General features: G+C 59.8%; 16 protein-coding genes. 2 read left to right on the top strand and 14 right to left on the bottom strand.

What is annotated here, in order from left to right:
• Window positions 1-75: 75 nt before the first annotated feature.
• Window positions 76-1065, top strand: a complete 990-nt coding sequence (locus tag KQ940_RS02730; RefSeq protein ID WP_217411462.1) for a class 1 fructose-bisphosphatase — start codon at window positions 76-78, stop codon at window positions 1063-1065.
• A 102-nt stretch (window positions 1066-1167) separates the two neighbouring features.
• On the top strand, window positions 1168-1701 hold the full coding sequence (gene ppa, locus KQ940_RS02725; protein ID WP_217411460.1) for an inorganic diphosphatase: 534 nt from the start codon (window positions 1168-1170) through the stop codon (window positions 1699-1701).
• Window positions 1702-1825: 124 nt separating this feature from the next.
• On the opposite strand, the gene KQ940_RS02720 is transcribed toward ppa, so the two are convergent.
• The 14 genes from KQ940_RS02720 to KQ940_RS02655 form a co-directional block, all read right to left on the bottom strand.
• The gene (locus KQ940_RS02720; RefSeq protein ID WP_217411458.1) at window positions 1826-2821 is read right to left on the bottom strand and encodes a tetratricopeptide repeat protein; all 996 of its coding nucleotides are present in this window, start codon (window positions 2819-2821) and stop codon (window positions 1826-1828) included.
• Between the two features lie 37 nt (window positions 2822-2858).
• The gene (locus tag KQ940_RS02715; protein ID WP_217411456.1) at window positions 2859-3824 is read right to left on the bottom strand and encodes a type II secretion system F family protein; all 966 of its coding nucleotides are present in this window, start codon (window positions 3822-3824) and stop codon (window positions 2859-2861) included.
• A 4-nt stretch (window positions 3825-3828) separates the two neighbouring features.
• On the bottom strand, window positions 3829-4815 hold the full coding sequence (locus tag KQ940_RS02710) for a type II secretion system F family protein (RefSeq protein WP_217411454.1): 987 nt from the start codon (window positions 4813-4815) through the stop codon (window positions 3829-3831).
• Between the two features lie 15 nt (window positions 4816-4830).
• Window positions 4831-6204: a TadA family conjugal transfer-associated ATPase gene (locus KQ940_RS02705; protein WP_217411452.1), complete on the bottom strand. Its 1374-nt coding sequence runs from the start codon at window positions 6202-6204 to the stop codon at window positions 4831-4833.
• 3 nt (window positions 6205-6207) lie between these two features.
• On the bottom strand, window positions 6208-7449 hold the full coding sequence (locus KQ940_RS02700; RefSeq protein WP_217411450.1) for a CpaE/TadZ family protein: 1242 nt from the start codon (window positions 7447-7449) through the stop codon (window positions 6208-6210).
• A 69-nt stretch (window positions 7450-7518) separates the two neighbouring features.
• On the bottom strand, window positions 7519-7992 hold the full coding sequence (locus KQ940_RS02695; RefSeq protein ID WP_217411448.1) for a TadE/TadG family type IV pilus assembly protein: 474 nt from the start codon (window positions 7990-7992) through the stop codon (window positions 7519-7521).
• Between the two features lie 4 nt (window positions 7993-7996).
• Window positions 7997-8500, bottom strand: coding sequence for a TadE/TadG family type IV pilus assembly protein (locus KQ940_RS02690; RefSeq protein ID WP_217411446.1), 504 nt, complete (start codon window positions 8498-8500; stop codon window positions 7997-7999).
• Window positions 8500-9906 carry a pilus assembly protein TadG-related protein gene (locus KQ940_RS02685; RefSeq protein ID WP_217411444.1) on the bottom strand — a complete coding sequence of 469 codons (1407 nt, stop codon included), beginning with the start codon at window positions 9904-9906 and terminating at the stop codon, window positions 8500-8502. The genes KQ940_RS02690 and KQ940_RS02685 overlap by 1 nt, the downstream gene beginning before the upstream one ends.
• Window positions 9907-9971: 65 nt before the next feature.
• Window positions 9972-10244, bottom strand: coding sequence for a hypothetical protein (locus KQ940_RS02680; RefSeq protein ID WP_217411442.1), 273 nt, complete (start codon window positions 10242-10244; stop codon window positions 9972-9974).
• Window positions 10245-10280: 36 nt separating this feature from the next.
• Window positions 10281-11897 (bottom strand): type II and III secretion system protein family protein, encoded by a 1617-nt coding sequence (locus KQ940_RS02675; RefSeq protein ID WP_217411439.1) that lies wholly within the window; start codon window positions 11895-11897, stop codon window positions 10281-10283.
• A gap of 48 nt (window positions 11898-11945) precedes the next feature.
• On the bottom strand, window positions 11946-12755 hold the full coding sequence (gene cpaB, locus KQ940_RS02670) for a Flp pilus assembly protein CpaB (protein ID WP_217411431.1): 810 nt from the start codon (window positions 12753-12755) through the stop codon (window positions 11946-11948).
• Window positions 12748-14154, bottom strand: coding sequence for an AAA family ATPase (locus KQ940_RS02665; protein WP_246589648.1), 1407 nt, complete (start codon window positions 14152-14154; stop codon window positions 12748-12750). The genes cpaB and KQ940_RS02665 overlap by 8 nt, the downstream gene beginning before the upstream one ends.
• A 23-nt stretch (window positions 14155-14177) precedes the next feature.
• Window positions 14178-14756 carry an A24 family peptidase gene (locus tag KQ940_RS02660; RefSeq protein WP_217411429.1) on the bottom strand — a complete coding sequence of 193 codons (579 nt, stop codon included), beginning with the start codon at window positions 14754-14756 and terminating at the stop codon, window positions 14178-14180.
• 38 nt (window positions 14757-14794) lie between these two features.
• Complete coding sequence (locus KQ940_RS02655) at window positions 14795-15013, bottom strand: Flp family type IVb pilin (protein WP_217411427.1); 219 nt, start codon at window positions 15011-15013, stop codon at window positions 14795-14797.
• Between the last annotated feature and the right edge of the window lie 224 nt (window positions 15014-15237).

The following is a 15237-nucleotide window of genomic DNA, read 5'->3' as shown; positions in this document are numbered from 1 at the left end:
ATGCAATAGCGCGCATATTGGCGTATAATTTAGCCCCAACTTTCGAGCCGCCAATCCCAAAGGTCAAAACACCCGATGCAGCTTCTCAGCGCCTATTTGAAACACCACGATACCGACACCGAACTGGTCGAACTGATCGAGATTCTGATGGTTGCCTGCAAAGAGATCGCCCTGCAGCTGCGCGAAGGCGCCCTTGCCGGCATCCATGGCACCACCGAAGATACCAACATTCAGGGTGAGACCCAGAAAAAACTGGATGTCATCTCCAACGATATCCTCAAAGAGGTGCTGCTCGGAAACCGTCTGGTGCGCGGAGTTGCCTCGGAAGAGGAGGACAACCCGGTATTCGGCCACCCGGAGGGGCGTTTTCTGGTGACCTTCGACCCGCTCGATGGTTCATCCAATATCGATATCAATGTCTCGGTCGGCACCATCTTCTCCATTCTCGAGGTTCCCGAAGGTGCGGGCGAAGACAGCGTTGACCTGTTCCTGCAGCCCGGGCGCCGCCAGGTCGCAGCAGGGTATGTATTGTATGGCCCGTCCGCGGTACTGGCGCTGACCACCGGCACCGGCGTCAACATGTTCACCCTCGCCCACACCGGCGATTTCCTGCTGACCCGTGAAAATGTGCAGATCCCGCACAGCACCAAGGAGTTCGCCATCAATATGTCGAACCACCGCCATTGGGAGCCGGCGATGCGCAACTACATCGGCGACCTGCTCGCCGGTGCCGAAGGGCCGCGTGAGAAGAACTACAACATGCGCTGGATCGCCTCGATGGTCGCTGAAGTACACCGGGTACTAACCCGCGGCGGCATCTTCACCTACCCCTGGGATTCCCGCGATCCGCGCAAGCCGGGCAAACTGCGCCTGATGTACGAAGGCAACCCGATGAGCCTGCTGATCGAGCAGGCCGGCGGTCGCTCCACCACCTGCTACAGCGACATTCTCGATGTGGATCCGCAAAATATTCACCAGCGGGTTGCCGTTGCGTTGGGCTCGAAGGAGGAGGTGGAAACGCTGATGCACTACCACCAGGAGACCCCCTCCATAATTCAGCAGTAAGTCTTATTCAGCGTTGAGCGGCATGACCGGTATAATGCCGCTCAACGCTGATGATATTCACTTTGAAATTCGACCTTTTAATCGACTAACAGGAAGAAACGCATGAGCTTTGCGAAAGTGCCTGCCGGCAAAGAACTGCCGGATGACCTCTACGTGATCATCGAAATCCCCGCCGAGAGCTCCCCGGTCAAGTACGAGATCGACAAGGATGCTGACGCGATCTTCGTCGATCGTTTCATGGCGGCGCCGATGTTCTACCCGGCCAACTACGGCTATGTGAACAACACTCTGGCTGACGACGGTGACCCGCTGGACGTGCTGGTGCTGACCCCGCACCCGGTGATGACCGGCTCCGTAATCCGTTGCCGTCCGGTCGGTATCCTGAACATGACCGACGAAGCCGGTGAAGACGCCAAGCTGGTTGCCGTGCCGCACCAGAAGCTGAGCCAGGCCTACAACGACATCAACGATGTCGACGACCTGCCGCAGTTGCTGAAAGACCAGATCGCGCACTTCTTCGAGAACTACAAGAAGCTCGAGAAGGGCAAGTGGGTCAAGGTAGAGGGCTGGTCCGACGCCGAAGCCGCCCGCGAAGCGGTTCGCAAGTCTGTCGCGGCCTACGAAGCACAGAAGTGATCGCTGACCGCTCGTCCACCAAGGTGGGCGAGCGGCTCCTTTCCCTCACTGTAGATCCCTCTCCAGCACTTCCTTTCCAGCGATCTCCCGTTCCTGTTCAATTAAGCTGTTCAGTTAGCAGCCGCTAACGGCCAGCGCTCTGTGCCGCCGCCTCTTTTATCCGCTGCACGTAGGTCAGGTTCTCCTTCGCCTTGGGGTAGAACACCGGCGACAGCGTCAACGCCTGCTCGAAGTAGTACTCAGCCAGTTGGTAGCGCCCATCCAGCATGCAGATATAGCCGATATCGTTGTGCGCCTTGGCCGTATCCATCACCCGCTCCAGCGCATGCAGGGCCGACAGATAGCGCTGTTGACGCGCATAGACCAACCCCAGATTGCGCCACGCCTGCTCGTAATTCTTGTTCAGATCCAGCGCCTTGCGGAACTCCCGCTCCGCCTCCTGCCAACGTGACTCCAGGTAGTAGGAGTAGCCCAGGTTGTTGTGCACATCCGCCGCATCGGGTCTGATCGCCAGCGCGATCTGGTACAGCCGTTGCGCCTGCGCCGTGTCGCCACTCAGGTCTGCCAGCACCCCCAGGCCGTTATAGGCTTCCATTGGCGAGTCGCTGTCGAACGACGGCTCGGCACCTTCGGTAAAGCGCTGTCGATCACTGGCCAGCGCCCGGTCGAGATAATCTCGAGCCTCCTTATAACGGTTGTGCTTGAGGTGCAGCACCCCCATGGAGGTCAAGGCGCCGGTATGATCCGGCTTTATACCCAGTGCGCTGCGCAAAGCCACCGATGCCAGCTTTTCGTTATCGCGCCGGTAGTGGATCTGGCCGATACGGTAGTAAGCGTCAGCACTTTTCGCATCCAGCTCCAAAGCCTGTACGTAGTGATACAGGGCTTCATCGCTGTCGCCGCGCGCCAGCGCCCGGTCGCCCATGCGTACCCCCTCCTCGGCCGATCTGGCCTGAGGCAGGCCGGCGAAGGCGAGCATGGGTTTACCCTCATAGAAGGCTTCATTGGCAGCCTCCTTGCTCTGCTCCTGGTTTGCGGCACAACCGCCCAGCAGCAGGAAGACAATCAGTACCGGGCCATTCAACAAGCGAGGCTTGAGCTGTCCTAAATGCGGGATCATCATGGATTCCCCTCTTTATATGGGCTCCTTCGGACGCCTAGCGGCCGAAGACCTCGAGCACTCTCAGAATAGCCGGCCCCACAGCAACGACAAAGAAACCGGGCCAGATGCAGAATGTGAGCGGAAAGATCATCTTGGTACCGATCTTGGCCGCCATCTCTTCTGCCGCCTGCATCCGCTTGTCACGGAACTCCTCGGAATAGACACGCAGGGTATCGGCGATACTGCTGCCGAAACGCACACTCTGGTCGAGGAGTGCAACAAGCCCCTTGATATCATCGACACCGGTACGCTGCGCCATGCCACGCAAGGCTTCGATGCGATTGACACCGGCCCTGATCTCGACATTGACCAGATAGAGCTCCTCCGACAGCTCGGGGTGACTCACCTCCAACTCCTGCCCCACCCGCTGCAGCGCCGCGGTCAGGCCAAGACCGGACTCGACGCAGACCACCAACAGGTCCAGCGCATCGGGGAAGCCGTTGCGTATCGCCCGTATACGGCGGTTGGCCAGACGGTCGAGCACCATGTTGGGCAGGATATAGCCGATGTAGGCGGCTCCCGCACAGATCAGCAGCACCTTGTCGGCGGTCACCTCTGGCTTGAAACTGACCACCAGCCACGCGATGCAGAACAGCGACAATCCAAGCAGCACCTTCAACCCATACAACGAGCTCATGGCCCCGGGAGATCTGAAGCCGGCATGCACCAGTTGCGCGTGCAGGCGGTTCTTGTCCCAATCCTTGCCGGGCAACAGGTGACGGGTGATGGGATCAAGCGACGCCAGCATTTTGTTGCGCCCCCCTCCGGCATGAGCCTTGTCCCGGGGATGTCCGGTCAGGATACGGACACGTTGACGAAAGGGCGTGGCCAGGCCGCTCACCAGCACCGTGAGGCTAAGCCCGAAGGCCAGCGCCGCCGCCGCAACCAGTCCAATCACTACATATCGTGAGTACAGCTCGTTTCCAAGTTGTTGATTGATCAGCTCAAGTAACGTCTCCATAACACTACACCTCGATTCTTAACAGCCGTCTGATCCAAACAGCACCGACCAGCATCAGCACAAAGCTGATCGCAATCAGCTGATGCCCGTCCACCGACTTCACCAGAACCTCCAGATATCCGGGGGTGGTAAAGTAGATCAGACCAAACAGACCGAATGGCACCAGCATCAGGATCCAGGCCGACAGTCGACCTTCGGCCGACAGGGTCTTGACCCGACGCTGAAAGCGGAACCGCCCACGAACGACGCTGCCGATGTTCTCCAGGATTTCGGCCAGGTTACCGCCGGTCTCCTTTTGCACCAGGACGGCGGTGACGAAAGCCATCAACGTCACGCTCGGCACCCGTGCCAACAGCCCCAGCATCGCCCGACGCAGATCCGAACCATAACTCAGGTCCGAATAGGTGATACCAAACTCCAGCGACACCGGGCCCTCCAGCCCTTCGGCCACCAGGTTGAGCGATTCGCTGAACGGATGTCCGGTCAGCAGGGCACGCTTCATAATATCGATCGCCTCGGGCAACTGTGCCTCGAACTCGTGCATACGCTTGTTGCGCAGATAGATCAGCCGCAGAAACGGCAGCAGGAACATCAGCATGCCCGCGACCAATGCCGCCAGCGGCAGGTGCAACACCAGCAGCACAAGCATAAAACCGCCCCCCCCCAGCAACAGGGCCAGGAGAAATACGCGGTAAGCCAGCGCCTTGCTACCGGATTGCTCGATCAACCGCGCCAGCGATTCCATACCGGGCATAGACTCCAGTTGCCGCTCCAGCGGGTTGAGCTTTTTCAGATAGCGGGCGCGTAGCAGGGTACTGATGGGCGGCTGGTCGCTTTCGGCCGCAATTTCACCGATACGCTGCTGCAGTCGCCGTCTGACCTTCCGCTGCTCACCAAATACCGGGATCGACAGACTCGCCAGCAACAGGAACACCGACACGAACACCATCGCCACAATTACGATCAGTTCCAAGGATTCGAGTTGAAACATCGCACTACCCTCCTGTTACTCCGGCTCGAACAGCGACGTGGGCAACTCGATGCCACGTTGGGCCAGACGTTTATGGAATCCGGGCACAATACCGGTCGCCTTGAACTCGCCAAGCACATTGCCTTTCGCATCGACACCGCGGCGCTCGAAGGTAAACAGCTCGGACATGGTGATGATGTCACCCTCCATGCCGTTGATCTCCTGGATACTGACCAGTTTGCGTCGGCCATCCTCGAGCCGGGTGACCTGCAACACTACATCGATCGCCGAGGCGATCTGTGCACGCAGGGCCTTCGTAGGGAAGCTGATACCGGTCATCGCCACCATGTTCTCGATACGCCCGAGGGCGTCGCGGGCGCTGTTGGCATGGATGGTGGTGAGCGAACCGTCGTGTCCGGTGTTCATCGCCTGCAGCATGTCCAGGGTTTCGCCGCCACGTACCTCGCCGAGCACTATCCGGTCCGGTCGCATCCTCAAACTGTTGCGCACCAGGTCGCGCTGGGTCACCTCGCCGCGCCCCTCGATATTGGGCGGCCGGGTTTCCAGGCGCACCACGTGTGGCTGTTGCAGCTGCAGCTCCGCCGAGTCTTCGATGGTGACGATCCGCTCGTCATGGGGGATATAGGCGGAGAGGATGTTGAGCAGCGTGGTCTTGCCCGAGCCGGTACCGCCGGAGATCAGGATATTGAGACGCGCCTTGACGATCCCTTCCAGAATCGGTGCTACCTTCTCCTCGACCGACCCCAGTTCGATCAGGTTCTGCATCGACAGCAACTCGACCATGAAACGACGGATCGAGATCTGCGGTCCATCCAGCGCCAGCGGCGGGATGATCACGTTGACCCTGGAGCCGTCCTTGAGCCGTGCATCCACCATGGGCGAGGACTCGTCGATATGACGGCCGACGCTGGAGACGATGCGGTCGATGGTGTTCATCAGGTGGTTATTGCTGCTGAAGCTGACCGGACAGGGCTCCAATTTGCCGAAACGTTCGACATAGATCGAGTCGTAACCGTTGACCAGAATATCGGAGATGGTGGTGTCATCGAGCAGCGGCTCCAGCGGCCCCAGCCCCATGATCTCGTCCTCGATCAGCTTCATGATCTTCTGACGCGACTGGGTGCTGAACGGAACGGTCCGTTCGTCCATCAACTGGCGACAGATATCACCGATCTGCCGCCTCGCCTCCCTCTCTTCCAGGCTGTCGATCAACGACAGGTCCATGCGTTTGAGCAGCTCCTGATGCAACTGCTGCTTGCACTCCAGTTCCGCGGCAGACAGGGTTTCGATCATCAACGGCGGGCGTTCCCGCTCGACCACCTCTTCAACTGCAGGGGTTGTTGCCTCGGGCACCCGCAGTTTATTGATCCTGTTACCTAGAATCGACATGACTTAATCCCCCTTGACCAGACCTAGGAGTTTGCCCAGCAATCCGGGCCGGGGGGCTGGTCCTGCCCCTGCCACCTGCTCGCTCAAGGTATGTAGAGCTCGAGTAATGGGCGCGCGCCGCGCGATCTGCAGCAGCGGCATGCCGTTGTTCAATGACTCGCAGACATGTTTGAAATCGTTCGGGATGGTCAGTATCGGCTGATGTTTCAGTGCTTTTGAAACCTCCGCGATACTGATCGGTGCCGACTTGTCGTACCTGTTCAGCACCACCAGAATGCGGTGATCGGGGATATCCAGGTCCCGACGCATAACCTCGATCAGCCGAGCCGCGTCCCGCAGATGGGTAATCCCCTGCTGCAGCACCAGTACCACCTGGTCCGCCCTCTCCAGCACGGTGGTCGTGGTCAGGTCGATCTGACGCGGCAGATCGACCACCAGTTGCTGATGGTCTTTGGCCAAGAGTTTGAACAGCTGCAACAGCTGATCGTTCGATACCTCCTCGTTCAGCATCAACCGGTCGGACTCCGAGCTGAGCACCTTGAGTCCGCTGACGTGGTTGGCCAGATAACCCTCCAGCGCCACGCTGTCCAGATCCTCCACGTTCTCCAGTGCCTGCTTGATACCGCGCTGGGGATTGAGGTCGAGATAGTGGGACAGCGCGCCAAACTGCAGGTCAAGGTCGATCAGCACCACCTTGCGCCTGCCTCCCGCCGCCATCTGATGGGCCAGGTTGGTGGCGATAAGACTGGCACCGGAACCGCCCTTGGCGTTCATCACCACGGTCAGATGCGCATTCAGTGCCCCCTGCTGGTCAAGGGTCTCGCGATACAGTTGGTCGACGGCACGTTGCAGTTCACCCTCCTGCAGCGGCTCGGCAAAGAAGTCTCTCGCCCCGGCCTTCATCGACAACCGCATCGCCTGGGAATCGCTCTGCGAACTGACCACCAGCGTCGCCACCCGGGCATCGGCCGGGCGCGAGCAGAGCGCCTCCAGCTCCGCCTGCCAACTGTCGCCGATGCGGAAGATAAGCAGATCCGGCAGACGTTCAAGGCCATAGAGTGGATCCGAGTGACCATTGCTGATCAGTCTGCAATTGATATCGATACCCGCCGGCAGCAGGGTCAATGCGGTTTTCAGCTCGGTCAAGGCATCGGGGGAGCGACTGGCGATCAGGATCGAGAACTCGCTGGCAACCTTGCCAACCGGCGATTTTTTCACTTCATAGAGCAGGTTCTGTTTCATCATGACGGCTCTCCTCGTTGGCTGAGGGCTCTCCTCACTGACCCTGGGTTCTTCTCGCTCGCCCCGTTACGACTATGGACAGGGCGCAGCTCCCGCTGCAGTGGGGTGCACACCCAGACTCTCCGCCGGTAAGGTTGTCTCGAATGCATCGGCATCCAAGGTTATGTTGATAAATGGAATCAGCATCTGATGCGTATAATCAGTAATGGCTGAGCGCACGTAATAGGTGTTCTCCGTCGCCGTCGCCGGCGTAAGGCCATCCTCCTGCAGGTAGCTGAGCAGGATATTGGCCTCGGTGAATCCGGGCAGTACCGCGCCACCGAAGGCCCCGACCTCCCGCGCGAACTGCTGGCCCGCCGCGGTAACCGGGCAGACCACCGCTACCCGCGCGGCCCGGCGGGTCGCCTCATCCAGCACGTTCCAGGTAAACAGCAGCCGACCGAACTCGATCAAGCCGAACAGGACAATGAACAGCACGGAGCCGACCAGGGCAAACTCGACCGTGGTGACGCCCCGTTGACGCTGCTTGCCGACACTCATATTCATGGCTTCAACTCCCCCCCAGCACGCGCATGCTGACCGAGCTATCGAGCGGAAAATCGATGTTGATATCCGCGCCTGAGCCAAAGCGGGGCAGGCTGTTGAACAGCATCGGCGTGAAGTCGTACTCGACATGAACCTGGATCTCGTTCAGTGCCGGCACCTCGCAAAAGCCCACATTCGCCGTGGCCAGACCGTCCAGAATTGGGGTGGCACCGCCACCCTCGGCGCCATAAACGATCAGGTTGCGCGCCCGGTTGATCAGGTTATCAGGCAGCGTGCCGCCCAGTGTCGGACAGTCCTCCAGGCTCGACTGCTGGCCGTAGTTGAGCTGCGTCGCCAGCAGGCGCACACCGTTGCGCTGCGCTTTGGTCAGGGTGTTGTACTGGTACAGCATGCGGCCGATCTCCGCCGTGGCCAGCATCAGCAGCAGCAGCACCGGCAGCACCAACGTCATCTCCACTGCGGCCAAACCGCGCTGGCGCCGCCTGGCTGAACCTTTGCACCTGTTCATCAGGAGTCCTCCCTGTCCGGATCCCGGAACAGCACGATCTTGATCGGCACAGGGTCCTCACTGGGAGTATCGGTGAAGGTACCGATGGCGTCGCACCCCTCCGACTCGGAGAAGAACTGACCGAACACCTCTGCCTCTGTACCCACCTCCACATCCTGCATCAGGAAGAAGCAGCCCACGGTGTAGACATGCACATCTTCACTGGTACCGGTTGTGGTGCCGGTACAGTCGCCAATCGGCAGCACCAGCTTGCGCCTGCCGCAGCCTTCGCCTGCACAATCGGGGAAGTTGGTTGCGTACTCATCCAGGTAGTCCTGGTAATCGAACAGGCCGTCAATACTGGTACTGCCATCCTCACGCTTGATGATCGGCCTGTTGTTCTGGTCGATCCCCTCCAGCACCAGCCGGTTGGAACTCTGGGGTGTAGGCCCCGCCGGCGTAACGCCATTCATATAGGTGTAGCTGACCACGTCAGCCGGCGCTTCGGTGGGATCCACCGGCCCCTGGTAAATACCCAAGCGGGTATTCAGCCCCTGCCCCGTCGGCCCCGACTTGTTGCCGGGCTCGGTATCCGCCGCTTCGTCGTCGCCGATGCTGGTGCATTGATTAGCCACCCCGGCCAAGGCATCGCGAAGATCGTTACCGCCAGTACCGTCCAGGCGCAACAGGCGGAAATTGCCCGGCCCCACATCGGTACCGCTGCCGCCGGCCAGTTTGATCACGCTGATATCCGCCAGGCTCGCGACATCGCTGGTTCCGTCGTCGTGATAGCCGAAATAGTCGCCATCATCCGGGCCGCAGTCATCATCCGGTGTCGCGGTGCGACCATCCGGATCACAGCCGCAGGCCAGGATCGGCAGCAGGTCGCAGTTGGTTGCATTGAGCCCGATCGGACCTGCTACAGCGGTAGCACTGACCGGCTTTTCATTCATCCCGACCACCTGTATCAACCAGGCCTCGAGCTCCATATCCTGGGCAATGACCCGCACGTAGGGCAGCGCATTGGCATCGGGCGTGAACGGGTTCAGCGTCTCCGAGAACTGAACGATCAACGGCGTTCCACTGCTGGCATAAGCTTCGTTCAACTCACCGTTGTCATCGAGGCTGAGGTTGCTGAGAAAAGTGGCCAGCGCGGCAGCCTCGGCTTCACTATGGATCGTCGCCACGGGGGTAGTATCCGGGAGATCGGCGACCGTGCGGGCCGCACTGAGAGCCGCCGCATCCACCGCGTTTTGCAACCGGGTTTTACTCAGCAGCATGTGGCCACCGTCCAGCGCCATTCCCGCTATGGCCAGCAAGGCCAACATGGCAATGGCCACCAGCACCAGGACCACACCGCCCTGTCGCTTTCGGGTCGCGCCGTTGAACGCCGCCCTTCTCGTTCTGTTGTATGCCGGGCGATTCATCTTCGCCTCCCTTCAGGGGTTGGGGTCTAGCCCCAACTCTGAATTGCTCATGGCTACTGCGCCATTCAGTTGCCGATATTGATCTCGATATCGCCCTGGATGCCGGACGCACTCTGCGCCTTGCCCCGGTATTCCAGGACCACCTGCTCCCCTTTCTCGCCATCCAGAAGCAAGGGTTTGGGATTGTCGGCGGCATAGGCGTCATGGGTTTGCGCCTGACGCATCTCCTCCAGGGCCATCCCCATGGGTTCCGGCGACGGATTCCCGTAGCCGCTGCAACCGGGCACCGACAACAAGCCCACCGCCAGCGCCATATATTTCCAGTTAAACCTGCTCATGACTCTGCTCTCCATCTATTGCTCGCCCAAGGCAAGCTATTCGATGCTATGGCCAAAGACCGACTCGCTGCCATCGGCTACCGGGAACACACGGGCACCGTCGTCGCCGGAGATCTCACCGGGTTGACCGGCCACAATCGCTTCCTCGGTCTCGTCCGCTGCCGCCCCGGCCGAATCCGGATCTTCGGCCATCATGCTGTCCTGTTGCGCGATCCGCCCCTGGGTGCGACCCAGCAGATAGAACTCCACATCACTGGGCTCGACAAAGCCATCACCCGGCAACTTCAGCCCCTCGTTCTTGAACGGTTTGGCCAAGGTGGGTGTCACAAGAATGACCAACTCCGATTCACCCTTTTCAAAGCTCTGACTGCGGAACAGGTGACCCAGTACCGGCACATCGCCCAGGCCCGGGAACTTGCTTACCGCATCGCGGGTACTTTCGTTGATCAGGCCGGCGATACCGATGGTCTGACCATCGCCCAGCTCCACGGTGGAGCGCGCACTGCGCTTGGTCAGCGCAGGCACGAAGAATGTGCTGTCATTAACCGTGTTGTTGACCGAGTTCAAACCGGTCAGCTCGGTCACGGAGACGTTAAGACTCAAATTGATCGTGCCGGAGTCCAGCACAACCGGGATAAACTTCAACCCGACACCAAACTCCTTGAATTCGATGGTGATGCCATCTTCGTTGGGCACCGGAATCGGAAACTCGCCACCGGAGAGGAACTCCGCCTCCTGACCGGTCAGGGTGGTCAGCGTCGGCTCGGCCAGCACCTTGGCGCTGCCGTTTTCCTTGGCCGCATCAAAAGCAAGCTGGAACAGCAAGCCGCCATCCAGATACTGAGCGAACAACCCCTTGGCCGCGAATTCGAGTGGCGTGTTCCCTATTTCGGTGGTCAACTGATTGTTATCGATCGAATAGGACAGGGATCCAGGCTCGCTGCTACCGCCTACCAGCCAACGATCGTCACTCGTATCCAAGGCATGAAACTTGACCCCTAACCTCTTCATCACGCTGCGCGACATCTCGGCCACCGTGACTTTCAACATCACCTGCTGGGAGCCGCCCACCTTGAGCAGGTTAACCACCTCACCCAACTGGGTAGCGCCCTCCTCCGAAGGTTTCTGCAGAAAACTGTCCGCCAGGCGCACCGCCATATCCATGGTGCCCACATTGGTGACCTCGCCACTGAGCAGGATCGACCCCTGGGAGGAGTTGACCTTGATCCGCTCGTTCGGCGCCATCTCGTAGAGCTTCGCTTTCAAGCTGTTGATATCCGGCGTCACCTCCACATCGATCGATGCCGTCAGATGATTGTTCTTGTCCCAGAGCAGCACGTTGGTGGTGCCTATGCCCTTGCCCAGCACATAGATCTGCTGGGAGCGCATCACCAGAATATCGGCCACCTCCTCGTTACCGATCGATACCTTGTGTACCGGCCCGCTCAACTGCACCACCTTCGACTTGTAAAGCGGCACCGAGAAGTGCTGCACCATCGTATCGGCGTCGGTTTCAACGGCGGTTGCCGCATTCACCTCACGGCTGACCAGTATCGCCATCAGCAGCATCAGGATGGTGACCGGCAGCAGTAGCTCCTGCCAGAATTCCCTCGCCTGCGCTGCGGCTCTTTTGGGTTCTGTATGCTTAGCCATTATCAATTCTCCTTACTCGCCTTTCCGATTCGAGGCTCTGCACCAGGACTACATCGGAACCCTTTGGCGCTCCCACTCCACGCCCTTGATCACGATCACGGACGGTGGTGCGCTGTATGTGCTTGTCTGCTTTTTCTTGACCGGGGCAGGTGCAACTGCCGGCTGCTCGACCGGTTCCGGCTCGATCGCCTGCGCCACTACGTCTTCACTGAGTGGATTACGCAGCGTCAGTTGAATCCGTCCTTCGTCACGTGACTTGGCCAGCTCCTCCGAGTCCTTCGGCGTCAGTTCCAGAGTGACGGCACGCACCACGATCGGGTCGTTCTTGTCGGTACGTGCCTTCTGGTCCACCGCCAACACCTTGATATCCTTGAGCACCGTTTTGGCCCGAACGCTCTGCCCCTCGTTCTTGGTGGCGATGATATCCACGTGGTTGCCCGGCAACAGGAAGCCCGCAACCCCGACCACATCGTTGACACGCACGGTAAAGGCCCGCTTTTCCGGATCGATCAGTGCCGCCAGGGTGGTGCCCTCCTGGTGACTGCTCAGGCGCTGCATGCGCACGACATCATCGGCGAGGATGTCCTGTATCGGCACCATCCCCTCGATCTCGGCGGGGTCGGCGATACTGTTGGCCGGCACCAGATCGGCGGGCAGCAGCTTGATACTCAGATGGCGCCGCTCGATCGGCTGGCCATAGGGGATATCCATCGCCGCAAAGACCACCGGCTGCCCTTCGGCGGCGACAGCCGTGTTTCCCGGCAACTGCTGTTGCAGCCAGGAGTTGGCATAGATAGCGGCACCGACGGCGAACAGCACCGACAGCGTCAGCAACAGAAAGGTTCTGCCCTTAAACATGATCATTCCTCCTCCTGGCATCAGGACTTGGTGACATCTCCACTTCAGCGTCGAGGCTGACGAAGTAGCTGTCCCAGGCCCAGGTCAGAGCTTGAGCGTCAAGTGATGCGGCATCGCCGCCGAGATAGCGCACGCGGTCCTGCGCCATCCCCAGCAGATCGCGGGGGTGGCAGGGGCGCAGCGCGACATCGCGCCGTGCGTGCAGTTGGGTCAACGTGAAATCGAGCAGCGCGGGATCGAAATCGACTCCCTTTTCGGCACAGACCTGTTGCCAGATCCGGCTGTATTCGTCCGCCTCCAGGTAACCGAAATAGACCTTGTAGCCGATACGGCGCAGGAACGCCTCGTCGGCCAGCTCCAGCGGGTTGATGTTGGAGGAGAACACCAGGATCTGATCGAACGGGGTCTGGAAATGGCGTCCCGCACCCAGCGTCAGGTAGTCCTGTTTCTCCTCCATCGGCACGATCCAGCGGTTGAAGATCTCCATCGGCGTGGCGCGCTGGCGCCCCATATCGTCGATGATAAAGATGCCGTTGTTCGCCTTCAGCTGCAGCGGCGCCTGGTACTCCTTGGTCACCGGGTTGAAGTGGATCTCCAGCATATCCATGCCCAGCTCGCCGCCGGTCACCAGCCGCGGGCGGCGGCAGTTGACGAAGCGCGGGTCGTAGCCCTGCTCGAACAGCAGGCTCGGCGTATGGATCGACTCCTCGATCGGCTGGTGCAGCAGCGGGTCGAACAGCGACACCACCTGCTCGTTCACCGAGATCGCGTAGGGGATCAGGCAGCTGTCGTCGAACAGCCCGGTCAGCTTCTGGGTGATATAGGTCTTGCCGGTACCGGCCGGGCCGTAGATAAAGATGGCGCGGCCGGAGTTCATCGCCGGGCCCAGTTGCTGCTTCAGCGAATCGCGCAGCACCACCTGCTCGAACAACCGGTTCAGCGACACGGCGGTGACCTTGCAGCCGTGCACCGTTTGCGCCTGAACCAGTGTGCGATACTGTTCGATCGTCACCGGTGCGGGTCCCAGGTAGCCGCTGCGCGCATAGGCATCGATCGCGGCATCCCGACCGCGCTGGGTCAGGCTATAGCTGAGCTCGCGCTTGTCGAACCCCTGGCCGTGCACCTCGATCAGCACCTCCTTGCGCAGATGCTCGATCAGCGCCTCGAGTACCGGCCCGGCCAGCGCCGTGCGCTGCATCAGCTGTTTGGCGGTCAACAGGCCTGCGTCGTACAGATGCTTGACCAGTAGTTCGGTCAGGAAATGGCGACTGAGGCCGGTTTCATCCAGCGTCAGCGGTCGCGGCGCCAGGTTACGTAGCCTCGACAAGGTTGCGCAGGGTTCGCCATCCGCTTCGGGCAAAATGCGGATATCGGAATCGGTATCCGTTATACCGTTCATTACATTATCCATTACACTTTTCATCACAGAATGCCCCATGCCTGCAGTTGATAGGTGACCTGGGTCGTCAGGTGATAGAACTCCAACCTGCCGATCAGCCCCTGGTAGGCCAGGGTGCCGACGGCAATCGCCGAAGAGAAAGGAAAGCGGCGGCGGGCCACCGAGCCGGGCTCCGCCGGCACCAGCGTGCGCGCGGTGATCATGACCAGGTATCGGCGGTACAGACTGGCCAACTCCCCGCTGCGCAGGATCAGATACAGAGCAACACAACCGCCCGCCACCAAGGCAAAACAGGCTGAGGTAAGTGCAGCCATCGGACCGACGAACGATCCAATGGCTGCCATCAGCTTGACATCCCCGGCCCCCATGCCGCCGGTCAGGTAGAAGGGCAGCAGGACCAGGAGGCCCGTGCCCGCGCCCTTCAGACCGGTAAACACTCCATCCAGATGAAGGAAAAGATATTGCAGCAGCAACCCCAGCGTGAATGCACCGTAGGTCAGCCAGTTGGGGATACGGTGGCGGCGCCAGTCCGTCAGTGCCGCCAATGTCAGGATCAGCAGCAGGAGGAGCGTCGAGCCGTCGTAGGTTTGAAATGACAACATACTGCCTCCCTTACTACTGCCGTTTATCTACCCACTGATTATGCCGCCACGCCGCAAGCATCTGCCTGGTCAACTTCAGCACCAGTATCGATGGTGTCCGCAATTGCCTGAATAACTTCGCCGACTTCACATCCAAGATCTGTGAATGCAACAATCACCGCAGCAGCCACCAGACTGCCCGCAATCGCATACTCCACCGTCGTCAACCCCTCTTCCTCCTTAAAGAAGTCCACCATTTTCCGAGTGATTACGTTCATTGTTCCGCCCTCGTTGATTAAGCCTCTACAGGCCGAATATCCCGGATCGATCGCTTCACAGCGGCTCGTCACCCGGTACGTGGTTGACTATAGGCAGGGGGGGGAAAGGGCGCTGGGACTATCTTGCGGGAAAAGTAGAACTATTTTGATGGGGCTGTAACTCGGGTGTTACAACCTCCTCCCTTGATGAGTTCAAATTGCGTTTAAGCCTGTTCTGTATGAAA

Origin of the sequence: Marinobacterium ramblicola (assembly GCF_019084545.1) — a bacterium.
GTDB classification, from domain to species: Bacteria; Pseudomonadota; Gammaproteobacteria; order Pseudomonadales; family Balneatricaceae; genus Marinobacterium_D; species Marinobacterium_D ramblicola.
Note: the sequence above shows the minus strand (reverse complement) of the source record. Positions and strands in the feature narration are given on the sequence as shown.